This is a genomic window from Mesobacillus sp. QJM3NY_10 (genome assembly GCF_056173465.1).
In genome coordinates this window covers 2,835,823-2,857,196 of record NZ_CM149675.1, presented here as the reverse complement: position 1 = coordinate 2,857,196, position 21,374 = coordinate 2,835,823, and the positions used below count along the sequence as shown (strand labels likewise).

Annotated in this window: 24 protein-coding genes and 1 riboswitch; of the genes, 15 read left to right on the top strand and 9 right to left on the bottom strand. The window is 42.0% G+C overall.

The genetic code is table 11. The features are described 5' to 3' along the window. Positions 1–19 precede the first annotated feature (19 nt). From AC0VX7_RS14365 to AC0VX7_RS14345, 5 genes are all read right to left on the bottom strand, one after another. Entirely contained in the window at positions 20–799 is a 780-nt protein-coding gene (locus AC0VX7_RS14365) for an energy-coupling factor transporter transmembrane component T family protein (RefSeq protein ID WP_475424792.1), read from the bottom strand. Beyond that, positions 786–2,462, bottom strand: a complete 1,677-nt coding sequence (locus tag AC0VX7_RS14360) for an ABC transporter ATP-binding protein (protein WP_475424791.1) — start codon at positions 2,460–2,462, stop codon at positions 786–788. The genes AC0VX7_RS14365 and AC0VX7_RS14360 overlap by 14 nt, the downstream gene beginning before the upstream one ends. Then, entirely contained in the window at positions 2,446–3,042 is a 597-nt protein-coding gene (locus tag AC0VX7_RS14355) for an ECF transporter S component (RefSeq protein WP_041965833.1), read from the bottom strand. Before AC0VX7_RS14355 ends, AC0VX7_RS14360 begins: the two co-directional genes overlap by 17 nt. After that, the gene (locus AC0VX7_RS14350; protein ID WP_475424790.1) at positions 3,042–3,644 is read right to left on the bottom strand and encodes a YkoF family thiamine/hydroxymethylpyrimidine-binding protein; all 603 of its coding nucleotides are present in this window, start codon (positions 3,642–3,644) and stop codon (positions 3,042–3,044) included. Before AC0VX7_RS14350 ends, AC0VX7_RS14355 begins: the two co-directional genes overlap by 1 nt. 105 nt (positions 3,645–3,749) lie before the next feature. Then, positions 3,750–3,848, bottom strand: a riboswitch (TPP riboswitch). Positions 3,849–3,925: 77 nt separating this feature from the next. Then, positions 3,926–4,174 carry a hypothetical protein gene (locus AC0VX7_RS14345; RefSeq protein ID WP_475424789.1) on the bottom strand — a complete coding sequence of 83 codons (249 nt, stop codon included), beginning with the start codon at positions 4,172–4,174 and terminating at the stop codon, positions 3,926–3,928. Positions 4,175–4,417: 243 nt separating this feature from the next. Here AC0VX7_RS14345 and AC0VX7_RS14340 point away from each other — a divergent pair, with 243 nt between their 5' ends. Both AC0VX7_RS14340 and AC0VX7_RS14335 read left to right on the top strand, forming a co-directional pair. Beyond that, complete coding sequence (locus AC0VX7_RS14340; protein ID WP_475424788.1) at positions 4,418–4,606, top strand: hypothetical protein; 189 nt, start codon at positions 4,418–4,420, stop codon at positions 4,604–4,606. 260 nt (positions 4,607–4,866) lie between these two features. After that, a complete protein-coding gene (locus AC0VX7_RS14335; protein ID WP_041965829.1) occupies positions 4,867–5,109 on the top strand; it encodes a hypothetical protein in 243 nt (80 codons plus the stop codon). Positions 5,110–5,179: 70 nt separating this feature from the next. Here AC0VX7_RS14335 and AC0VX7_RS14330 read toward each other — a convergent pair whose 3' ends face one another. Continuing rightward, on the bottom strand, positions 5,180–5,335 hold the full coding sequence (locus AC0VX7_RS14330) for a hypothetical protein (RefSeq protein WP_475424787.1): 156 nt from the start codon (positions 5,333–5,335) through the stop codon (positions 5,180–5,182). Positions 5,336–5,518: 183 nt separating this feature from the next. Between AC0VX7_RS14330 and AC0VX7_RS14325 the strand changes: the two genes are divergently transcribed. The 3 genes from AC0VX7_RS14325 to AC0VX7_RS14315 all read left to right on the top strand — a co-directional run bounded on the left by AC0VX7_RS14325 (position 5,519) and on the right by AC0VX7_RS14315 (position 6,837). Next, positions 5,519–5,950 carry a hypothetical protein gene (locus AC0VX7_RS14325; RefSeq protein ID WP_475424786.1) on the top strand — a complete coding sequence of 144 codons (432 nt, stop codon included), beginning with the start codon at positions 5,519–5,521 and terminating at the stop codon, positions 5,948–5,950. A gap of 86 nt (positions 5,951–6,036) precedes the next feature. Then, positions 6,037–6,282 (top strand): hypothetical protein, encoded by a 246-nt coding sequence (locus AC0VX7_RS14320; RefSeq protein WP_041965827.1) that lies wholly within the window; start codon positions 6,037–6,039, stop codon positions 6,280–6,282. 36 nt (positions 6,283–6,318) lie between these two features. After that, a complete protein-coding gene (locus tag AC0VX7_RS14315; protein ID WP_475424785.1) occupies positions 6,319–6,837 on the top strand; it encodes a mismatch-specific DNA-glycosylase in 519 nt (172 codons plus the stop codon). A gap of 137 nt (positions 6,838–6,974) precedes the next feature. Here the strand turns inward: AC0VX7_RS14315 and AC0VX7_RS14310 are convergent, their stop codons facing one another. Beyond that, positions 6,975–7,505, bottom strand: coding sequence for a GNAT family N-acetyltransferase (locus AC0VX7_RS14310; RefSeq protein ID WP_475424784.1), 531 nt, complete (start codon positions 7,503–7,505; stop codon positions 6,975–6,977). Next, complete coding sequence (locus AC0VX7_RS14305; protein ID WP_475424783.1) at positions 7,495–7,986, bottom strand: VanZ family protein; 492 nt, start codon at positions 7,984–7,986, stop codon at positions 7,495–7,497. The genes AC0VX7_RS14310 and AC0VX7_RS14305 overlap by 11 nt, the downstream gene beginning before the upstream one ends. Before the next feature lie 573 nt (positions 7,987–8,559). On the opposite strand from AC0VX7_RS14305, the gene AC0VX7_RS14300 reads away from it, so the two are divergent. The 4 genes from AC0VX7_RS14300 (at position 8,560) to AC0VX7_RS14285 (ending at position 12,339) form a co-directional block, all read left to right on the top strand. Next, complete coding sequence (locus tag AC0VX7_RS14300) at positions 8,560–8,997, top strand: peptidylprolyl isomerase (RefSeq protein WP_475424782.1); 438 nt, start codon at positions 8,560–8,562, stop codon at positions 8,995–8,997. Positions 8,998–9,204: 207 nt separating this feature from the next. Continuing rightward, positions 9,205–9,948: an RNA polymerase sigma factor gene (locus AC0VX7_RS14295; RefSeq protein WP_475424781.1), complete on the top strand. Its 744-nt coding sequence runs from the start codon at positions 9,205–9,207 to the stop codon at positions 9,946–9,948. A 30-nt stretch (positions 9,949–9,978) separates the two neighbouring features. Beyond that, on the top strand, positions 9,979–10,842 hold the full coding sequence (locus AC0VX7_RS14290) for a DUF3307 domain-containing protein (protein WP_475424780.1): 864 nt from the start codon (positions 9,979–9,981) through the stop codon (positions 10,840–10,842). 111 nt (positions 10,843–10,953) lie between these two features. Then, positions 10,954–12,339: an FAD-binding domain-containing protein gene (locus AC0VX7_RS14285; RefSeq protein WP_475424779.1), complete on the top strand. Its 1,386-nt coding sequence runs from the start codon at positions 10,954–10,956 to the stop codon at positions 12,337–12,339. On the opposite strand, the gene AC0VX7_RS14280 is transcribed toward AC0VX7_RS14285, so the two are convergent. Beyond that, on the bottom strand, positions 12,322–13,209 hold the full coding sequence (locus AC0VX7_RS14280; RefSeq protein ID WP_475424778.1) for a DMT family transporter: 888 nt from the start codon (positions 13,207–13,209) through the stop codon (positions 12,322–12,324). The two genes, AC0VX7_RS14285 and AC0VX7_RS14280, sit on opposite strands and share 18 nt — an antisense overlap. A 139-nt stretch (positions 13,210–13,348) precedes the next feature. Here AC0VX7_RS14280 and pdxR point away from each other — a divergent pair, with 139 nt between their 5' ends. The 6 genes from pdxR to AC0VX7_RS14250 all read left to right on the top strand — a co-directional run bounded on the left by pdxR (position 13,349) and on the right by AC0VX7_RS14250 (position 21,250). Further along, on the top strand, positions 13,349–14,758 hold the full coding sequence (pdxR, locus tag AC0VX7_RS14275; protein WP_475424777.1) for a MocR-like pyridoxine biosynthesis transcription factor PdxR: 1,410 nt from the start codon (positions 13,349–13,351) through the stop codon (positions 14,756–14,758). Between the two features lie 59 nt (positions 14,759–14,817). Next, on the top strand, positions 14,818–15,573 hold the full coding sequence (locus AC0VX7_RS14270; protein WP_475424776.1) for an exodeoxyribonuclease III: 756 nt from the start codon (positions 14,818–14,820) through the stop codon (positions 15,571–15,573). Between the two features lie 965 nt (positions 15,574–16,538). Then, entirely contained in the window at positions 16,539–17,186 is a 648-nt protein-coding gene (gene ccpN / locus AC0VX7_RS14265) for a transcriptional regulator CcpN (RefSeq protein WP_475428157.1), read from the top strand. 20 nt (positions 17,187–17,206) lie between these two features. Further along, on the top strand, positions 17,207–18,019 hold the full coding sequence (locus AC0VX7_RS14260) for a pyruvate, water dikinase regulatory protein (RefSeq protein ID WP_475428156.1): 813 nt from the start codon (positions 17,207–17,209) through the stop codon (positions 18,017–18,019). Then, on the top strand, positions 18,019–20,691 hold the full coding sequence (ppdK, locus tag AC0VX7_RS14255; protein WP_475424775.1) for a pyruvate, phosphate dikinase: 2,673 nt from the start codon (positions 18,019–18,021) through the stop codon (positions 20,689–20,691). The genes AC0VX7_RS14260 and ppdK overlap by 1 nt, the downstream gene beginning before the upstream one ends. A 178-nt stretch (positions 20,692–20,869) precedes the next feature. Then, a complete protein-coding gene (locus AC0VX7_RS14250) occupies positions 20,870–21,250 on the top strand; it encodes a hypothetical protein (RefSeq protein ID WP_475424774.1) in 381 nt (126 codons plus the stop codon). Positions 21,251–21,374: the final 124 nt, after the last annotated feature.

The window sequence follows — 21,374 nt, the reverse complement described above, 5'->3', positions numbered from 1 at the left end:
TTGAAGGTGCTGGGTTTTATTATAGTTCGCCTTTATACAATGTCAGGTAACCAAGCTTGTGTGAGGTGAAAGCACTTACAAGAACTATGCAGATCAGTAAACATAACAGCAGCCAATCCCTTTTAGAAACGGCGATTTCCTTATAAAATTCTCGGTTTCTATCTCCTGTGAAACCTTTTGACTCCATCGCAATAGCTGTTCTTTCTGCTTTTCTGATTCCGCTCGCGAGTAAAGGAATGCCATACTTCTTTATTTGCTTAATTTTATCCAAGAAAGTTTCTGTTCTTCCTCCACCTCTGATTCGATGGGCACTCCTGATTATCTCAAATTCATCTTTTATCAAAGGAAGAAATTGATATCCCGCCATGATGGAATAAGCAATCTTCGGAGATAGCCTGCATTGCTGCATCAAGCTAAGCAAAAAGTTAATCGGATTTGTCGTAAGGGCAAATAAAAGCGAAAGGGAAGCGAAACTCAGCACTCTTAATCCAAGCGATATACTTCTTTGGAATCCTTCTGCAGTGATGGTGATGAACCACCATTCCCAGATGATGCTGTCTCCCGGATCTACTCTCGGAAACAAAAGTGATGACCAGACATAGACAATCGCCATGAAGAGAAAAGGAGAAAATAACAGAATCCACTTCCTAAAACTAATTTTCCCCAAAATAAATGTAATCGCTATGGTCAAAACGAAACTTAGCAAAGGTGTGACCGGATCGAAAAATATCGAGAGCAGCAAGATGCTGACAAGAATGCCCAGGGCTTTAATGCTCGGATTCATCTCATTTAACAGCATATCTTCCCTCCACATGCATTTCTAATTCCCTGAGGAAAGGTAGTCTTAGATTAGCTCTAGCCAAAATTTCAGGTTGATTCCAAAGTTTGCCTGGAGACTCGTAAAATATCATTTTTCCTTTTTCGAGTACCAAAACTTTATCTGCATAACGATCAATTATATCCATATCATGGGTAATCATGATGATGCTCCCTGTCTCGGGTACAGACTTTACAGCAAAGTCGATGATTTCCTTTGAAGTGATCGCATCCTGGCCAAAGGTTGGTTCATCCATAATCAGCACCTCCTGGCCATTGACCAGCATGACTGCCACACTCAGTCTTCTTTTTTGGCCCTGGCTCAATGAGAAGGGATGACTGTAAACCTGGTCAGCCATACGAAGGGTTTTTAAAATTTCTTTACTCTTATATACTTGCGTCCTTTTCTCTTTCGCTTGAAGGCTGTAATTTATTTCTTCGATAACAGAATCAGTAATAAATTGGTGCTCAGGATTCTGGAATACATAACCGAGCGTTTTCCACTTTTGTTCCTCATGCCAATCTTCTAAAGAGTGGCCATACAATTTTATTTCGCCTCGTGATGGGATCAAACCGGACAAACATTTGGAGAAAGTTGTCTTCCCGGATCCGTTTGCCCCAGCTATTGCAATGAATTCCCCAGCATTAAGTGATAAAGAAATATCCTGGATTATCAACTGATTGTCTCTCGAATAGCTGACATCCTCCACTTCGAAAATGGAAGGAGAGGGGTTCACCATTTGCTTGCGGACGTTAGTTGATAAAAATTCAATTGTACGCCCTATATCTTTACTATTTTCAATAATTTCATTGATTGTCATTGGCAGGGAAGAGTTCTTTAACAAACCGGCGTCCCGCAGTTTTAATCCTGCGTCAATTGTGCAGGGGAGCCATATGCCTTCACTTGCGAGTTCTTTGGCAAATTCTGCAAAGCAAACGTTTGGCGGACCATTAAAAAACAATTCACCCTCAGAATTCAAAATGATGCACCGATCCACGATATCGAGCCAATTATCTAGATTATGCTCGATAATGAGAATGCTGAAGGAATGGGTATGCTTTAATCTTTTTAAAGTCTGGACTAATTCAAACCCGGAAGCGGGGTCTAGATTAGCGGTGGGTTCATCAAGGATCAATAATTCAGGTTCCATTGCAAGTGCACAGGCAATCGCCAGCTTTTGCTTTTGCCCTCCAGAGAGAGTGTGGATCAGCCTGTGTTTGAAGGGCAGCATGTCTACTAAATCAAGGACATAATCTATTCTTTCACCCATTCTTAATCTGGGAAACTGAATATTTTCTAATACGAAAGCCACTTCTTCCTCGGCAGTCAGCATACAAAATTGCGAATCTGGATCCTGCATGACCAATCCGATTTTTCGGTTTACTTCTCCTGGCTCAAAGGAGGATAAAGCGCGCCCTCTATAATTAATATAGCCTTTCATGATTCCATCAACAGAAGATGGATAAAGATTATTCAGACAGTATGCAAGTGTGCTTTTACCTGAACCACTTGGTCCCAGAACAAGGAGATTCTCATTTTCATTTATTTTAAAAGTGATGTTTTTTAAGACAGGATCCTGGTCAGGATCAAACCTGAAAGTTAAGATTGACACTTCAAAAAATGGATGGCTAGGCTGAGATATCATCGTTCTGCTTTGCCTTTCTGGCTTCCTTTCCAAGCGGGAAGCTATTCAACGCTCCAGTTTTAGCGAGGCTGTCACTTATGTATTTACCTAGTAGGCCGGCTAAGATTGCTCCGCTTGCAAGCCTGACGAAAAACATTGCAGTTACATAACCAGGTGAGAGTGCAGCGAATCCTCCTAAAAAGTAACCCCATATGAAACTGGTAATTGAAGAACCCATTCCTGCGGCTACCAGCACCCAAGTTGAATAGTTCTTCCATTTGGTTGCCGCAAAAGCAGCTTCTGCACCTAGTCCCTGAATAATGCCAGCAAGGATTAGGCGTGGCCCCACAGCATTGCCAAGCATGACCTCGATTGTCGCCGCAATCGTTTCTGATAACACCGCTGCTCCAGGCTTCCTGATGATGTATGCAGCTATGATGGAAACGATGAACCAGATGCCGAATATCAAATCATAGCCAATAAGGCCGAACATACCAACAAGCACATTGCCGATTTGTAAGAATAGGAGGTAGATGACCCCAAAAACGACTGCCAGGACAGATAGGACAACAACCTCACGAAGTTTCCAGTTTGCGAGCATTATTGATCCTCCTTGCGAGAAGGGCTATTGGCTGACATGGTCACCGTCATGACAATGTGTGAAGAATCACTGTTCCGGGCACCTTCAAACGCACCTTCCAATGCGGCAAAAACCTTATTGGTCTCGCCGTCTAATCTTGAGGCATAATGAACTCCTCCGCTAAAGACACCATCCTGTTCTACCGTCTTTATTTGGTTCATAATTACATCCATATATCCTGGAAAGCCTAACGGATAGAGAGCGAACTGGGTTGCGACCTCCTGGTTGATTTTTTGTGAAAGCTCATCATTCAATAAAATTGAATCTTCCGCCATGTAAGCATCACCGGAACTATCACCAGGACATCCATTTGAGAACGTAGCATTAAGGACCACGTGGTCTCCACCCTTTGATGCATTTAAGAAGATTGCTTTAATCACGTCAAAAACATGTTCAGAACGACCTCGCACACAAGTGCTGACATCATCCGTCTTCATCCAAACCTTTGTTGTATCAACTTCCTTCAGTGCAGAGAGGATAATATCCACGAACTTGTCTGACATTGGGTAAATGGAAAACCTCGCACCTGTAATCTCGCTAGTACCACAGTGAATTTCTTTCATTACGTTACATCTCCTTTTGTTCATTGGTTGGAAAACAAAAAAACTGCATCCAGCGGGGTGGATGCAGTTGAATTCTATCGTTAGAATAAAAAAGTGATATAACGAAGAGCTTCACCTGCACTTCCCCACGCTGGTATTATCCAGATCGGGTAATAAGGGTCAGAACAAAGTTCTTCTCAGCCTAAAGCTCCCCTAGTGCAAAAAACTATGCAGTTGTTGTTTCCAAAATCATCTTAATGTAAATAGTCGGAATTGTAAATGCCCTAATTTAAAAAAATGAATCATTCGATATCACTCCGGAAAAATTTTCTCTCGCAGTAGCTTTCCAGGGTGCCGAGCTCCTTATTCAACAGCCACTCCATTTCCTCTAACGCGGTTTTCGAGACAACAGGGTCACCAAAGGACCAATTCACAGTATATACGAAGTAGTAATCTTTGATTTGCCGGAATATGGCGATCGAATTGGGAAAAACGTCAAATTGCGCTTTTATATTATATCTCTTTGTGTAAGACCATTTTATAAGCTTCATATAAAATCTCCATTTATTTCAATAAACTTTTAGAGGGTACGACTCAGATATTAATTACCCTTTAAGACTGGGGGAGAAACGAATCTCAATCCAACATAGTGTTGCAAGATGACGGAATATGTTAAGATAGAGAACGTTGCAGCAGAGTTAGCGACATATATCTACATAATATCAAACTGCTAGCAATATGATAGATTTTTGTTTTTATATAGAAGTGGAAGTATTTGGAAGGAAGTCGAATCCATGAATGAAACCCAGAGAATTCAATTGAACGTTAGAGTCTCCAAGGATACATCTGACAAGCTTGATGAAATTTTAGAATACTATCAGGAAAATACGAAAGTCGGCAGAGTATACAAAGGCGATGTATTAACAGATATTATTGAAAAATCATATGAGATCATGCAAAAGCAAAAGAAGTTGAACAGATAAAGCTTTTTTGGCACAAATTGTTTCTTTTTGAACATATACCAAGTCCAACATTATAAAGCTTTTCCCAGGAGACTTCTGAACAAGAATTGTAATAATTAGTTGAGAACTCAACAAAGTTTACCAAAAGAGCAATAGATAAAAAGTACTATGCCAAATTGTCAATTTGAAAATGTGGCAAATTAGTGACAAAATAGTTGCGGTAATCAATAATTAGTCGTATTATTTAAATAATCTGATAATACGATAAGGTGGTTATTGATATGATGCGTATGGCAATTGCAGGTGTAGCCGGCTTTGTCCTTGTGTTCATTGAGTCATATATTGTGATGGTTTTTAAACAGTATGAGACGATTGAGTTTGGAGGAATGGCCCCGTTTGTGAGTGTCTGGTCAATGAACTTTTTCCTTGTTTTCTCCATCCTTACCCATATTAAATTTTGGTATGAAGAACGAGAAGCAGAGCGCGAGGAAGAGGCGGCCGAAAGAGACCGTTTCATCAGTTAATTAAAGAATATGTGGATATCAATAGTTAAAGAAGTAATGGGGAGAAAGGCAAAATTGCCTTTCTCTTTTATTATGCCTTGCTTTGATTTGTATCTGCGTGGTCACGTTCTGCCTCTTCAGCTGCTATCCTTAATTCCTGAAAAAATAATTGATCATTGCACACCATGCTGTGCTGCTGTTCATTTTCCTCATTTGGATTTTTATGATTATTTTGCTTTTTCTCCATTTTTTTCATCCTCCTTACACCTGGTTAATATTTGTTTATTACCTTTTTCCCTTATCAACAAAATTCATGCTTAGGGTCATGTCGTTGTAAGTATTTACTAACGAATTTAAATCATGCAAAACAAATTCATTAACTTTTGCTTGCTGTGGGAAACTATTCCTACTTTACTAATGGAGGGAAACTATGGATGCACTCAAATCTGTTTATCATTTTGATAATGACCAGCAATTTCTTAAAATTGAGTTTCTAATTGCCTCAAAACAATCTCCGTGGCATGCTTATGTTTTTGATGAAAATTGGAATGACATCATTAGTACTGCTGCAGCCATTTCCGACACAATGGCCGATAGTATTGAATATGCTTATGAAAACCTGGGAATTCGCGGGAGGGTTGCTGTACTGGCAGACATCATGCCCGGCGATTCACTGACAGATATTATTGATGCTTCACTATTCCATCTGCAGGCATTGCTTTTCGCTTCAGCAATCATCGTAAACGGTGAATACGATGATTTAGAAAGCCTTGGTTTTTCTAAAGAAAAATCCCCTAGTGGAACTTCCCTGTATATTCTTTCCTCTGATGAAGTGGGGAATGATGCCTGCCGCTTTTTATAGAGTAATACCATTGTGCAGAGATGAGGACTTGTATAAGGTGTGTAAAAGTATGGAAAAATGGAGGAGAGATCTGAAGGAGTGATAGAATGGGTGAAAAGGATTTGCAAGATATGTTTGAATGGGCAGGTTTATCAGATGTTTATGAACAACACGGCTATAAAATGTGGCTGAGCGGCCTTGAAGATAATATTGATACCGAACTATTGGATCACTTTTCGGACGCTTATTCATTTGAAAGTGCCGAAACGATGTATTATGATGAGTTTTTATTCCATCTAAGAATTTTCAAGAATATCCGCAAAAATAATGAGCTGCCTCCCCGATTTTGGTGAGTGCATAGATACATTAGATTGGAGAGGAGTGGGATTGTGGAGCCGATTTCTGATCATTTACGTGAAAACCTTGACGTCATTTTTGTTGGTTTCAATCCGAGCATTCGTTCGTCTGAAACAGGTCATCATTACGCCAATCCAAACAATAGATTTTGGAAGATTCTTTTTGAAGCAGGCATAACACCAAGAAAGTATGATTCTTCAGAGGATGACCAGTTGCTGGATTTAGGATACGGGATGACGAACATAGTTGCGCGTCCGACTAAAGCAGCCGATGAGATTACGAAAGAAGAATACCAGCAGGGGAAACTTGAGTTAAGGAGTAAAATCGAGATATTCAGTCCCAAAATCGTTTGTTTCGTTGGTAAAGGTGTCTATCAGCAATACAGCGGCAAAAAAGATATTCCATGGGGAAAACAGGATGAACCTGTCGTGACTGGTACCGTTGACTTCGTTGCTCCATCCTCAAGCGGGCTCGTGAGGATGAAGATGGATGAAGTAGTGGGGATTTATAAAGAACTTCCGTTATTGATAGACCATATAATATCCAAGTAAAAAAGGACCTGAGAGAGGTCCTTTTTTTATCTTTTAGGAAATTATAAAATGTATTTAGTTGTGGATTACTACATGTAGTCTTCTTAATCTAGCTCCAGCGCCTAGCCCCTCGAGTCGCTTCGGTCCGCCCGATGAAGTCAAAGAACGACTTCACCGGTCGGCCCTCCAGCGCTTGTCGGGGCTGAACGAGGCGCTTGCGCTTTTTGTTCTTCTGACAAGGGCATCGATAATCGGATCATATCCCTGCACTGGATGCCATTTTCAAAAATGAGTTCTTCATAATTCCTTATAAAAAAGTCTTGATCAATTCCAGTGATTCTGAAGCCGACTTTTTGATATAGAGCCAGTTGCTTAATGCTTGAATTCCCTGTACCGATTTCAACCGTATTATAGCCTTTTTTGGCTGCAATCTGAATCCCATGCTTAAGCAGGATTGTGCCTAATCCCTTGCCTTGGTGGGATTCATCGACTGCCAGGTTCATAATTTCGATGATATGATTACTAACCGGAACCAGTAAAATTACCCCGATTGTGTCACCGTTTTCTGACTCGATAACATAGCACACACCTTTATCTAAATACCTTGAAACCAGATCCTTGGAAGGATCAGCCAGGAGGAGCAGGTGCCAGGGCGGCTGTTCGCCGACTTTTAACATTCTAATGTCCATGTGTTTTCCTCTTCAATATCAGTAGATAAATAATTTTGATTAGCAGGAAGCCAATTGCACCGCCTATTGTGTTGAGTATAATATCGTCGATGTCAAAACTGCCAACCCTGGTTGTAAACTGGAGGATCTCCACCGAGGTAGTCGCCAGTAAGACAGTACTAATCGTTCGCCAAAAACCAATGCACCTTTTAAACAACCAGGGAAGGAAGGTTCCTAACGGGAAAAAGGCAAGAACATTGCCAAATAAATTGGACATCCAGATACTTTGATTGATGTGCGAAGAAGCCTTAATGTAGTCTGTGATTGTTTTAAACGGGATGATGTTATATGGATTGGTGCCTGCAGAATTGATTTGATATGCAGCCTGCCTGTATGGGCTAAGGAACAACAAAATGATGGCAATGATGATGTATATGATGAATAATGCATAAGATATTGCTGAAATCCATTTCTTGTGTTTAAAATCTATTAGATTTAGCATAACCTCTCCTTAGGTTTGTTGATATAAACAGCCATTGTTACGTTCATGGAATCTATTAATCTACTAAAGTATCGATTTAATTACCGGGTATTAAACTTTGATTTTCAAAACATCAATTTAAACCAACAGCCTGAACAATTTTCAATTAGGCTCTTTACTCAAACTTTGTTGCTATTGAATACAAATTTGAGTGAATTACCTATATTCCTTCGTAAAGTTGACGCTTTTGTGAGAAAAGAGCATGCAAACTTAATACCGACCTGCAAAATGGGTATATATTACGTTAAAATCGGCTTTAGGATTTTAACAACAATCTTTACGAAAACAGCGTTCAATTAAAATAAAAACCTTACCCCAAGGCAAGGTTTAAACATATGTATTTTCATCCTGCTAGAGCAGGGCCCCTGCCGTCCGTACAGTGGTTAAGTGTCCCGCAACAAGCGAATGTCCGGCAGAGGCAGTTATATTTTAACACAACTATGTTGGAAAAATACAATTTGAAGGTGGATACTTTTATTTTTATTTGGAATAGTGTTATGATAACAATGATTTTACCATAAGGAGATGATTTACATGGCTAAAAAAGGATACATACAAATGCAAAATGGTGAAAAAATCGAAATCGAACTATACCCAAATGAAGCTCCTGGTACAGTTGCGAACTTTGAGAAGCTTGCAAACGAAGGCTTCTATAACGGTTTGACTTTCCACCGCGTTATTCCTGGTTTTGTTAGTCAGGGAGGATGCCCTTCCGGAACAGGTACTGGTGGTCCAGGTTACACCATCAAGTGTGAAACAGAAGGCAATCCTCATAAGCACGTACCGGGTTCACTATCAATGGCACATGCTGGGAAAGACACAGGCGGAAGCCAGTTCTTCATCGTACATGAATCACAGCCACACCTTAATGGCGTGCACACTGTATTCGGAAAAGTTACTTCTAACTTGGAAGCAGCTAAAGCAATGAGCAACGGAGACGTTATGGAAAAGGTCGTTGTTACCGAAGAATAAGAATTTCTTAAAAAGAGCCTGAGGGCTCTTTTTTTGTACTTTTATACCCATTGAATCGAACATACGCTCTTGTTAAAATGTAGTAGAGGTTAACTGTATTAAAATAATTTAATTATACAGTCTAACATTGAATAAATTTGACTATACTATCTAATTTATATAAAATTAGCCTAATTAATCAAATTATAAATGTTGGGTGGAATGGCAATGGTGCCAGTTTCTGTATTCATAATGGATGTAACGAAGTCTTCTTCTGCAGATTATGGTGAGGAGCTGAGCAATTATTTAGCGCAGCTTGAGAGCTATATTGGAGATTGGTATGGAAAGAGCGGTTCAGTTCAGGTTAAACACCGTTCTGGGGATGAACTTATTCTTCTGTCCGAGGGATTTTCATCCGCTTTTATTACAGCCTTTTATGTAAGCTCGCTTTGGAAATATGAAAAAAACCCGCCTTATTTCGGGCTCTCCTATGGAAGCCTGGATAAGAAAGTAGCGGAAATTGATATTGAAAAGTGGATCCATCCATTTGTGAAGCAGGCTAGAAACGCGAATGACCATCTAAAAAAACAGAAGGACAGGGAATCCTTCCATTTTCAACTTAATGATGTTGAGCCTAGTTTGCAGACATTAATAAATAGCATGCTCATGCTGCAGCATGTATTGAGAATAGAGCAAACTGATGTGCAACGGCTAGTGTGCTCGCTTTATCTCATCTATGGCAAGCAAAATGCTGTAGCCGAGCTTCTTGATCGCTCGGCTCCTACGGTATACAGCCATGTTAAGAAGGGCCATTGCGAGCAGATCCTTCGTAGTTTCCGTAATATCGTCAGTTTTTTGGATGCCTGTCAGGCAAAGGAGTTCCCGGAAATGGGAAATAACCACACGAAGACTCTTGAAGAAAGCATTAGAACAAATATTAAAAGCCAGGTGCAGGATATTTTCAGCTTCTAGATTCTGGTGAAAGGAGCAGGCATGCTTTTATTGAGTTTAATTATTGCGCATCTACTAGCCGATTTTTACCTTCAGACTGATCATATGGTGCAGGATAAGCTGAAAAATCTTAAAAAGCATATACTTCATCATTTCCTGGTAAACACAGCTGTACTCACGGCAGGGTGGCTCTTATTTTATAAGGAGAATGAGCCGGTAACTTCTGTCGTCTGGCCAGTTCTATTCATAACAGGAACGCACCTAATCATTGACCTGGTGAAGATTAAACTTGTTGACCAATTTACGGTACGGGAAAATTTAAATAAGCTATGGTTTTTTGTATTAGATCAGCTGCTGCATCTTTTCATGCTATTGATAGCTCTGCAGTTGTTTTATCAAAAATCGCTAGTCTCCAATGTTGATAGATTTATACAGCTTCTGTTCGAGGAAGGGCGGCAATTAGACGCTTCTAGTACGATCCTCGTCATTGTCATTATTTTAATATTGGGGACAACGGTCAGCGGACATATAATACGTATCCTTCTTGGCTCTCTGCCTGGGCAGCTGTTAACCTTTGAAGGGAAATATACTTTTAAAAATGAGCTGAAGGAGCCGGCATATCCGCAAAAAAGTAATGGTGAAAGAGGACTGTCCGAGCAATACAGCTACATGATCTTCAACAAACACGATATGTCACGCGGGAAGCTGATTGGCTATATCGAGCGACTTCTGGTTATTTTACTTACATACTACAGTTCGTATCCGGCAATCGCCTTTATTGTTACCGCGAAATCCATCGCCCGATTTAAACAAATGGATGATCGTGACTGGGCGGAATACTTTCTCCTTGGTACCTTGACGTCCATGTTCATCGGTATCATGTTCGGAATTCTTTTAAGGGAAATATTAAATTAGTTGTATCTAATTTCACTATTGCAGCCTTTAGAAAACCCTGATTACTTCATACGTCCTTTTCAGTTTTTCCAGCCTCAAGAGAGAAAAAGAGTGAATAGCGGAGTGATTCGAATGAACATCGTCTTATTCAATAATGATTTGCGTATTTCCGATCATCAGCCTTTGACCGAAGCAGCCAGGGCGGGAGAGGTATTGCCGGTGTATGTAGTTGAACCTTCACAATGGAAGGAAACGCCGCTTTCAGCCCGCCATTTTCAATTTGTTGTTGAAAGTCTTGAGGAGTTGTCAAAGGGTATTGAGGAAAAGGGAGGGAAACTCCTTTTCGCAATCGATGAGTTGGAGACGGTTCTCGGGAAATTGCTGGATACTTATGATTCTATAAACTTATTTGCACACAATGATAATAGGTTAAAGGACAAAGTGGGGGAATGGGCGAAGCAAAATCAGCAGCTTCTTTTTTCTTTTGGTCCGGACCTTGAAAATATATCAGGAAAGCTTTTTAAAAATCATTTGAACTCTTATTTAAAAGAACCGATAGCTGAAGTTCCAAACAGGATTGATGTACCGTCAAAAACACCGGATTTTCTGTTCACTGATTTTAAAAAACTTAATAATTTCAGAGTCAAGGGATCTAAAATCCGCTTTGGACAGCAAGGGGGAGAAGTGAAGGCTATTGAAACGCTGGATTCTTTCCTCGAAGGCAGATTCGCAAACTACATCGAAAACCAGCAAAAACCATTGCCATCTTCCTTTTCATCCTCAAGACTTTCTGCTTATATAACATGGGGGAACATATCGGTCAGGACCATTTACCAGAATGTTGACGAAAAATTGCAAGCATGTGAGCTGGAGGAAGATAAGAAGCAGCTTGAAGTTTTTTTATCAAAGCTTACTGCCCGGGTCAAAATTTACAGTATAAAAATACCACATCAGCAATTGGGTGATGTAAGGGAAATTAAAAGGGAATGGAATGAAGATTGGTTCCAGCGCTGGCTTCAGGGAAGGACGGGAATCCCGATTATCGATGCAGCCATGAGGAGTCTGGAAAAAACGGGATGGATGAACTTTTCGTTGCGTGCTATGGTTACGTCTTTTTTTGCTAATACTTTATTGCTGGATGAGCAAAAGCTATCCGCTGCCCTGGCAGAGTTGTATTTAGATTACGAACCAGCTGTGCATGATTTTTATATTCAGCAACAAGCGGGAATGAAAGGGAAGATGAAAATCATTGACCCTGTTAAAATCGGCAGGCAGCTTGACCCAGATGGCGCGTTCATCCGCCGATATATCCCTGAGTTAAGCAAGCTGCCGGACGAATACATTCACGAACCGTGGCTTTACCCTGCTTTTTATCAGCTTGGCTATGAAGCACCTATGGTCGATGTGAAAAAGGCGTATAAAAATGCCAGGCTTCAAAACCAGGCCATAGAGAAAAAGGGAAAGCCCGGACGGAAAAAAGAGGAAGGAGAAACGGAGCAGCTATCCTTTGATATTTAAAGGTGCCATTTCATTCCTCCCTTTGAAGTAGGTCAGGGAAACTCCTATAAGGGTAATCACACCGCCTGCTACTGTCAGGATCGCCGGTACTTCTCCCAGCCAGATCCAGGCGATCAGAAAAGAAGCAGCAGGCGTAAGGTATAAGGAACTTGCTGCTTCAGAGGCTCCGGATTGAGCTGTAATATAGGCTATAGCAAAGTAAGCAATCACCGTAGGAAAAAGTCCAAGGTAAATAGCACTAATCGTTGCTCCTAACGGGGCTTCAGTAATCTGAGACACAATGCCAGGAGAAAAGAAAGCCATTAATATGGTGGCGGCCCAAATCGTATAGGCCGTGAATGGAAGAGCTCCATATTTATCTAAATAATTCTTTTGAAAGACAAAGTAAAGTGATTCAGAAAATGAAGCAATTAGTATAAGAAGTACGCCAATACCAAGCTCCAAACCCCCACCAGCGCCAAAAGAAATGAAGAAAATCCCTACCATACTGATGGAGGCGCCTGACCAGTACCATTTCCCAGTGCGCTCCTGGAAGAACATCCTCCCTAATAATCCGATAAAAACTGGTGAAGTTGAAACAAGAAGGCTGGCAGCACCGGCGCTGACAGTTAGCTCACCAAAACTAAGCGCCGTTTGATAGACTGCGAAACCCAGGAATCCGAATAAAAAGATCACAGGCCAATCTTTTATTTCCGGTAGTTTCATTTTTATGACTGCCGCGTAGCAAACAAGAGCCATTGATCCGATCAAGAGCCTCAAGAAAGATAAATGCTCTGGTGAATATCCTTCGAGACCATGCCTAATCCCCGCGAAGGCTGATCCCCATAATAAAATAACAAGCATGTGTGCTGCTCCCATTCTAATGTTCATGTAAACCACCTCTGTTAAATACCATCCAATTTACTCCTATAGTCAGTTTTATCTTTCAAATATAACTGGGTCTTGGTAAAATGTATCCAACCAATAGGGGTTTATAAAAACCAACCAATTTTTTGAATGGAGCAGGGACATGAAAGCGCCAAAATACAAAGTGATAATCGATTATATAAAAGAGCAGATTACAAACGGGATTTGGCCAGTTGGCAGCAGGCTCCCGAGTCAGCGTGACCTTGCCAAGCAATTCGGTGTGAACAGAAGCACAATCGTAACAGCACTGGATGAATTAGCTGCAGATGGGCTGGTTGAAGGTAAGCTGGGAATGGGAACGGTAGTCATTAACAATACCTGGACACTCATGCGGTCTGCACCACCGGTAAATTGGAATGAACAAGTGGGACTGGGCACCCATCAGGCAAGCCTGTCGACAGTCCAGGCTATAAATCTGGCAGAGGCCGATGAGAATTTGATTCAGCTGAGTAAAGGAGAACTATCGAAGGATTTATTCCCACTGGAAGAAATGAAGGCTGTTTTAACTAAGGTTGGACAGGAACTGGAGCCGTTCGGCTATGAAGATCCAAAAGGAAATCCACTATTGCGGGAAGCGATTGCTAAATACCTTAATCAAAAAGGAATCATGGTCCATGCTTCATCTATTTTAGTCGTTTCGGGTGCTTTACAGGCTTTGCACCTCATTTCGATTGGGCTATTAGAAAGGGAGTCAACAGTTTTCCTCGAGAGCCCATCTTATTTATATTCTTTATCCACGTTCCAATCTGCAGGCATGAAACTCCATGGAATCCCGATGGACAAGGAAGGCATCATCCCAGAGATGGTAGAGGCATCGCATCACAGTAAGAAATCGGTGTTATACTGCCATCCAAATTTCCATAATCCCACAGGTACTCTTATGGGAGAAAAACGAAGGCAGCAACTGCTCAAACTCGCAGAGAGTGCACAGCTTCCGATCATCGAGGACGATGTGTACGGCGATCTATGGCTAGACTCTCCTCCGCCGTCTCCCATTAAATCGCATGATAGGCACGGAAATGTTCTATATCTTGGCAGCCTTTCGAAGAGCCTGAATCCCGGATTGAGAATCGGATGGATTGCCGGTTCGGAAGCGGTCATTGACCGGCTGGCTGACCTGAAAATGCAGACCGACTACGGTTCAAGCTCTTTATCACAGCGTGCCGCCGCAGAATGGTTATCCAGCGGATTGTATGAGAAGCATTTATCGAAGGTAAGAAAACAGCTTAAGGTACGAAGAAATGCCGCCTTGGAAGCACTGGAAAAACACTTGAGCACTTTTGCTGAATGGGACAGGCCTGCTGGTGGATTTTTCATATGGGTAAAAATGAATCCTAATATCTCGTTGCCTGATTTGTACAGGAAAGCTCTCGCGAATGGTGTGTTGATCAATCCTGGTCGGATATATTCATCCAGTAAAATGCAGCACTTCAGGCTTTCGTTCGCGAATGCTCCGGTTGAGGAAATACAAAAGGGAATCGCCATATTAGAATCGCTGATTCAAGACTGCTAGAATAGAAGAATATGAGTTTTTAACTAAGGACGAAAAAACATCAAGGAGAATAGGGAATTATGAAATTAGTATCATGGAATGTGAATGGGATAAGGGCTTGTGCTCGTAAAGGATTTCTAGATTTCTTTAAAGAAGCGGACGCTGACCTTTTTTGTATCCAGGAAACGAAGCTGCAGGAAGGCCAGATCAGCCTTGAGTTGGAAGGGTACCATCAGTTCTGGAATTACGCAGAAAAGAAAGGCTATTCCGGAACTGCCGTTTTTTCGAAACAAGAGCCTCTATCTGTTAAATATGGGATTGGATCAACTGAACACGATCATGAGGGCAGGGCAATCACTGTAGAGTTTGAAGAGTATTATCTCGTTAATGTCTATACCCCAAACTCTCAGCGTGATCTTGCGCGCCTCGGCTACCGCCTATCCTGGGAAGACAAACTCAGAAAGTACTTGCTTGAATTAGACAAAACTAAGCCTGTAATCCTTTGCGGCGATTTGAATGTCGCCCACAATGAAATCGATTTGAAAAATCCAAAACCAAACCGCGGCAATTCCGGATTCACCGATGAGGAACGGGGGAAGATGACAGAACTTCTCGACACCGGCTTCGTTGATTCCTTCCGCCACCTGCACCCTGAAGCTAAGGATGTCTACACCTGGTGGTCTTACATGAGTAAAGTAAGAGAAAAGAACATTGGGTGGCGTATCGATTATTTCATTGTTTCAGAAAAATTGGCACCTGCAATCAAAGAAGCAGGAGCAGAATGCTTTGTCATGGGCAGTGACCACTGCCCGGTAACGCTTGAACTAAGTCTATAGAAGTGAATGTATCCCCTGAATAGTGCTCAGGGGATTTTTATATGGCTATTTTCATTGTTAAGTGCAGCTTTTCGCTGATTTTCGCCGAAGCTGTTCGAAGTGACCCAGGTTCGGACAGCTTTACTTGGAATTGCTCTAAAGCTGTCAGAAGTAGCCCTGGGTTCAGACAGCTTTTCACTGATTTCCTTCAAAGCTGTCAGAAGTAGCCCTAAGTTCAGACAGGTTTCCGCTGATTTACCCCAAAGCTGTCAGAAGTAGCTCCAAGTTCAGACAGCTTTTCACTGATTTCCTTCAAAGCTGTCAGAAGTAGCCCTAAGTTCAGACAGCTTTTCGCTGATTTCCTTCAAAGCTGTCAAAAGTAGCCCCAAGTTCAGACAGGTTTCCGCTGATTTACCCCAAAGCTGTCCGAAGTAGCCTCAAGTTCAGACAGCTTTTCACTGATTTACCTCAAAGCTGTCTAAAGTAGCCCCAGGTTCAGACAGCTTTTCGCTGATTTTCTTCAAAGCTGTCCGAAGTAGCCTCAAGTTCAGACAGCTTTACCGGGATTTGTTCCAAAGCTGTCAGAAGTAGCCCCAAGTTCAGACAGGTTTCCGCTGATTTCCTTCAAAGCTGTCAGAAGTAGCCTCAAGTTCAGACAGCTTTTCACTGATTTCCTTCAAAGCTGTCAGAAGTAGCCTCGGGTTCAGACAGATTTTCGCCGATTCCCTTCAATGCAGTCAAAAAATCTGCACGCAAAGGAAAATAACCTACACCTACCAGAAACAGTATGACATATTTAAGTTTATAAAATAAAAAATTATCCCAATCAAACGCCAGAAATGCTGTTGTTTTAATATATTCAAAGAATTATAAAAACCTTTTCTTTTGATTTTTAACTAAATGTTATATACTATAAATTAATAAGGATAACACATTAAAATAATCCTTGATAATGTTACATATTAATTATTGGGGGTACGTTGGTGGTGAGTTCTATTAAACTAACAAAACGGCAGGAAGAAATCGTTCAAATTGTCAAGGAGGATGGCCCGATAACTGGTGAACAGATTGCCGAAAAGCTGAAGTTGACACGGGCAACTCTCCGTCCCGACTTGGCGATTCTGACGATGGCGGGCAGCCTTGAGGCCAGGCCCAGAGTCGGCTATTTCTTCAATAAGGACAGAGAGAGACTGTTTGAACCGACAGAATTTCTTAATCTTAAAGTCAATGACTATAAAGGCCATCCGATAGTCGTGCAAAAATCATCTTCTGTTTATGATGCGATTGTCCAGATGTTCCTGGAAGACGTAGGAACGCTTTATGCTGTTGATTCTGAAAGTTGCCTGGCTGGAGTCATTTCAAGGAAAGACCTGCTAAGGGCTGCTATCGGAAACAAGAGTCTGGAGGATCTGCCTGTAAGCGTCATCATGACGAGGATGCCAAATATTGTAACGGTGAACCCTGAAGAAACATTGGTCCAGGCTGCAAAAAAGCTTGTAACAAACAGAATAGATTCTCTCCCTGTCGTCCGTGAACTCAAGCATAAACCCGATTCATATGAAGTCATCGGACGAATAACGAAAACAACCATTACAAAGGTTTATCTAGAAATCGCAGAGCAAAAATCTGTCTAGGAAGTGAGCGTATTTTGGATATGAGGGAAGTTGTGTACGTGGTATCCGATTCAGTCGGGGAAACGGCAGAATTTGTAGTTAAGGCTGTGGCAACCCAGTTTAACGGCGGTCAGGTTGATATCAGAAGAAATTCATATGTTGAGGACGAGGAAGACATTGAAGATGTCATCTTGGTTGCGAAGCAAGGGCGTTCGATTATTGCTTATACCATCGTCGTTCCAGCACTAAAGGCTTATCTTGATAAAAGGGCTCAAGAGGAAGGGATCTATGCGGTAGATTTACTGAATCCGCTGATGAATGCCTTTGAAAAGAAGTTCAATAAGGAGCCAAACCACCGACCGGGAATGATGCGAAAGCTAGATGATGAATACTTTCGTAAGATAGAAGCGATTGAATTTGCCGTCAAATATGACGATGGCCGAGACCCGCGCGGCATATTAAGAGCGGATATCGTACTGGTAGGCGTTTCACGGACTTCAAAAACACCATTATCGATGTACCTTGCACACAAGCGTTACAAGGTAGCCAATGTACCAATCGTTCCTGAGGTAAAACCGCCAGATGAATTGTTCCAGATACCGAGAAGCAAATGTGTCGGACTGATCATCTCGCCAGATAAGCTTAACGAAATCAGGACTGAAAGGCTAAAAGCGTTAGGACTTGGTGCCAGGGCAAATTATGCAAGCTATGAACGAATCCTGGAAGAGCTGGATTATGCAGAGAAAATCATGAAACGTGTTGGCTGCCCTGTTATCAATGTTTCCAATAAGGCGATCGAAGAAACGGCAGGATTGATACTCGATATTTTAAAAAGTGAGAGGAGTTTTGGCTGATGTCTAAATTTGTTTATCTTTTTAATGAAGGAAATAGCGGAATGAAAGAAATTCTGGGAGGTAAAGGCGCGAACCTCGCGGAAATGACACGGATCGGCCTGCCGGTACCTTTTGGATTCACGATTTCCACGGAAGCATGTAATGCTTATTATGACGCTGACAAGACTATCCCGGCTGAAGTACAGGCACAAGTACTCGAAGCACTGGGTGAGCTTGAAGAGAAAACAGGCAAGAAGCTCGGTAACCCTGAAAACCCGCTGCTAGTCTCAGTGCGATCTGGTGCAGTGTTCTCGATGCCTGGAATGATGGATACCATCCTGAATCTTGGAATGAACGACGAAACAGTTGAAGGGATGGCAAAGCTTACGAACAATCCAAGATTTGCTTACGATTCATACCGCCGTTTTATCCAGATGTTCAGTGATGTCGTCCTGGATGTTGATGTGTTCTTCTTCGAACGCTTGCTTGAAGAAACTAGAGAAGCAAAAGGTTATTCAGCTGATCCTGAAATGTCAGCAGAGGACTGGAAGGAAGTCATCGAAGGTTATAAGAATATCGTGACAAAACATACAAGAAGGCCTTTCCCGCAGGATCCAAAGGAGCAGCTTTTCCTTTCCATCAATGCAGTATTTGATTCCTGGAATAACCAGCGTGCGATTGTTTACCGCCGCTTGAATAAAATCCCTTCACACTTGGGAACAGCAGTAAATATCCAGAGTATGGTATTCGGCAATATGGGTGATGATTCCGGAACTGGTGTTGCATTTACCCGTGACCCATCCACTGGGGAGAGTCTACTGTACGGTGAATACTTGATCAATGCCCAGGGTGAAGATGTCGTGGCAGGCATCAGGACTCCTCAGCCAATCCAAACCTTGAAAGATGAAATGCCTGCTGTTTACCAGCAATTCGTTGAAACTTGCAATCACCTTGAGCAGCATTACGAGGATATGCAGGATATTGAATTCACAGTAGAGCGAGGAGAGTTGTTCATCCTTCAGACTCGTACCGGGAAACGTACTGCTCAAGCAGCAATCCGTATCGCCACAGAACTTGTCAATGAAGGGATCATTGATAAGAAGACCGCTCTGCTACGCGTGGATCCAGAACAATTGGATCAGCTTCTGCACCGCCGTATTGATGAGGATTTCGAGCGCAATCAGCTGGCAAAAGGATTGCCTGCTTCACCAGGTGCCGCTACCGGGAAAGTAGTATTTGATGCGGATGAGGCAGAACAGCTTGCGAATGATGGTCAAAAGGTCATTCTTGTCCGACCAGAAACAACTCCAGATGATATCCATGGAATCATTGCCGCACAAGCCGTCGTTACGAGCCGGGGTGGAATGACAAGCCACGCTGCTGTAGTTGCGCGGGGTATGGGTAAAGCATGTATTTGTGGCTGTGAAGCAATGAAAATTGATCTTCATGAAAAGCAGTTCCGTGTTGGCGAAGTGGTAGTAAAACATAGTGATATCATTACAATTGACGGTGGAACCGGTGAAATCATGCTTGGTGAAATCCCAATGATCGAACCTGAGCTTTCAGAAGAGTTCCAGTTATTGCTTGCATGGGCTGACGAAGAGCGTAAAATTGGAGTCCGGGCCAACGCGGATAATCCTGAGGATTCTGCCAAGGCCCTGGAATTCGGTGCAGGCGGTATTGGTCTATGCCGTACTGAACATATGTTCATGGACGCAGCAAGGGTGCCAATTGTCCAGAAAATGATTCTTGCTGAAACATACGATGAGCGAAACGCAGCACTTGATGAACTATTGCCGATGCAGCAGGGGGATTTTGAAGGGATTCTTGAAGTGATGCAGGGGCTGCCAGTAACAATTCGTTTGCTGGATCCACCTTTACATGAGTTCTTGCCTGATAAAGAAGAACTTATTGTCGAAATCACCAAATTGCAAATCCAGGACCCAGAATCGAAAGAGCTTAAGGAAAAGGAAGCATTGCTTAAGAAGGTACGCCAATTGGACGAATTCAATCCGATGCTTGGCCACCGTGGCTGCCGACTTGGCATGATTCATCCGGAAATCTATGAAATGCAGGCAAGAGCGATTTTCTATGCTGTAGCGAACTTGGCTGATAAGGGTATCGATGCACAGCCTGAAATCATGATTCCTCTAGTCGGTCATGTCAATGAGTTAAAGGAAATGCGTGAGCTGGTAAACGCGGCTGCTCAAAGCATTAAAGAAGAAACTGGCAAGGATTTTGAATATACAGTGGGTACCATGATCGAGATACCGCGTGCTGCATTGACTGCAGACCAAATCGCCGAGGAAGCTGACTTCTTCTCATTTGGTACGAATGACCTGACACAGACAACTTTCGGATACAGCCGAGACGATGCTGAAGGTAAGTTCCTTCAAGCGTATATCGAACAAAAAGTCCTTCCAGAAAATCCGTTTGCAGTCCTTGATCGTGAGGGAGTGGGCAAGTTGGTCGAGACTGGAGTGGAACTTGGCCGCCAGACTAAGCCTGGCCTAAAGACCGGTATTTGCGGTGAGCATGGCGGTGAAAAGAGTTCGATCGAATTCTGCTACAATGCTGGACTTGACTATGTAAGCTGTTCTCCATACCGTGTGCCGCTTGCCAGACTGGCTGCTGCACAGGCAACGATACGTCACGAGAGAAATAACGAAAAAGAGGCTGTTATTGCCAAATAATCTTGAACTGGAGCGTGTTACTAAATCACGCTCCTTTGTTTTAAAATCCTTTATTTCCTTATTAATAGGTAACTGATGGAAAAAAGGGTATACTATTTATATACGCAATTCCTCGGGTCTTCTGGTGTTTCCACTTACCATGAGAAGGCGTGAGACCAAACCAGAGAGGATGAGGGAAATGTTAGTAAAACTATATCAGGCAAAAGCGGGCGATGGCAGCAAAAAAAAGGGGTTAAGGAGAACGCAATCCTATTTTATGACACCGGAGGATGCATTATCTGAAGCATTTGCTTTAAAAGAAAAAATGGATTCAAGATATAAGAATGAAATAGAATGGGATTATCAAGGAGCTTTTACAGGTACCTCTGAAAAAATGAAAATTCTAAAGGGATATCTTAAAGGAAATCGGCAAACCACTCCTTTTTATCTTGAAATCCTAAGTGTCGATAACAGCGATAAAATTAAACCAGTATCACCGATCAAACCTAAAAGTGTAACAAAGGACGACAAAAAGGTCTTAACTAAAGTCATGAAAAAGTTGAAGGTGAAGAACGCATAGTCAAGCCGTTCCACTGGTTTTAAGAAGAATCCTAAATGGAAGGGCACGCACATCTCGTTGTGCGGCCTTTTATTTAGGTTCTTTTTATAACTTTTGCTTTCAGCCGATATTCTTTTTGGCGCTT

Excerpts from the sequence above, each read along its gene's own strand:
- AC0VX7_RS14360 (WP_475424791.1), bottom strand. The coding sequence starts at position 2,462 with ATGATATCTCAGCCTAGCCATCCATTTTTTGAAGTGTCAATCTTAACT.
- AC0VX7_RS14305 (WP_475424783.1), bottom strand. The coding sequence starts at position 7,986 with ATGCTAAATCTAATAGATTTTAAACACAAGAAATGGATTTCAGCAATA.
- AC0VX7_RS14285 (WP_475424779.1), top strand. The coding sequence starts at position 10,954 with ATGAACATCGTCTTATTCAATAATGATTTGCGTATTTCCGATCATCAG.
- AC0VX7_RS14325 (WP_475424786.1), top strand. The coding sequence starts at position 5,519 with ATGGATGCACTCAAATCTGTTTATCATTTTGATAATGACCAGCAATTT.
- AC0VX7_RS14330 (WP_475424787.1), bottom strand. The coding sequence starts at position 5,335 with ATGGAGAAAAAGCAAAATAATCATAAAAATCCAAATGAGGAAAATGAA.
- AC0VX7_RS14260 (WP_475428156.1), top strand. The coding sequence starts at position 17,207 with ATGAGGGAAGTTGTGTACGTGGTATCCGATTCAGTCGGGGAAACGGCA.
- AC0VX7_RS14300 (WP_475424782.1), top strand. The coding sequence starts at position 8,560 with ATGGCTAAAAAAGGATACATACAAATGCAAAATGGTGAAAAAATCGAA.
- AC0VX7_RS14345 (WP_475424789.1), bottom strand. The coding sequence starts at position 4,174 with ATGAAGCTTATAAAATGGTCTTACACAAAGAGATATAATATAAAAGCG.
- AC0VX7_RS14340 (WP_475424788.1), top strand. The coding sequence starts at position 4,418 with ATGAATGAAACCCAGAGAATTCAATTGAACGTTAGAGTCTCCAAGGAT.
- AC0VX7_RS14280 (WP_475424778.1), bottom strand. The coding sequence starts at position 13,209 with ATGAACATTAGAATGGGAGCAGCACACATGCTTGTTATTTTATTATGG.
- AC0VX7_RS14365 (WP_475424792.1), bottom strand. The coding sequence starts at position 799 with ATGCTGTTAAATGAGATGAATCCGAGCATTAAAGCCCTGGGCATTCTT.
- AC0VX7_RS14320 (WP_041965827.1), top strand. The coding sequence starts at position 6,037 with ATGGGTGAAAAGGATTTGCAAGATATGTTTGAATGGGCAGGTTTATCA.
- AC0VX7_RS14270 (WP_475424776.1), top strand. The coding sequence starts at position 14,818 with ATGAAATTAGTATCATGGAATGTGAATGGGATAAGGGCTTGTGCTCGT.
- AC0VX7_RS14310 (WP_475424784.1), bottom strand. The coding sequence starts at position 7,505 with ATGGACATTAGAATGTTAAAAGTCGGCGAACAGCCGCCCTGGCACCTG.
- ppdK (WP_475424775.1), top strand. The coding sequence starts at position 18,019 with ATGTCTAAATTTGTTTATCTTTTTAATGAAGGAAATAGCGGAATGAAA.
- pdxR (WP_475424777.1), top strand. The coding sequence starts at position 13,349 with ATGAAAGCGCCAAAATACAAAGTGATAATCGATTATATAAAAGAGCAG.
- AC0VX7_RS14355 (WP_041965833.1), bottom strand. The coding sequence starts at position 3,042 with ATGCTCGCAAACTGGAAACTTCGTGAGGTTGTTGTCCTATCTGTCCTG.
- AC0VX7_RS14250 (WP_475424774.1), top strand. The coding sequence starts at position 20,870 with ATGTTAGTAAAACTATATCAGGCAAAAGCGGGCGATGGCAGCAAAAAA.
- AC0VX7_RS14350 (WP_475424790.1), bottom strand. The coding sequence starts at position 3,644 with ATGAAAGAAATTCACTGTGGTACTAGCGAGATTACAGGTGCGAGGTTT.
- AC0VX7_RS14335 (WP_041965829.1), top strand. The coding sequence starts at position 4,867 with ATGATGCGTATGGCAATTGCAGGTGTAGCCGGCTTTGTCCTTGTGTTC.
- AC0VX7_RS14295 (WP_475424781.1), top strand. The coding sequence starts at position 9,205 with ATGGTGCCAGTTTCTGTATTCATAATGGATGTAACGAAGTCTTCTTCT.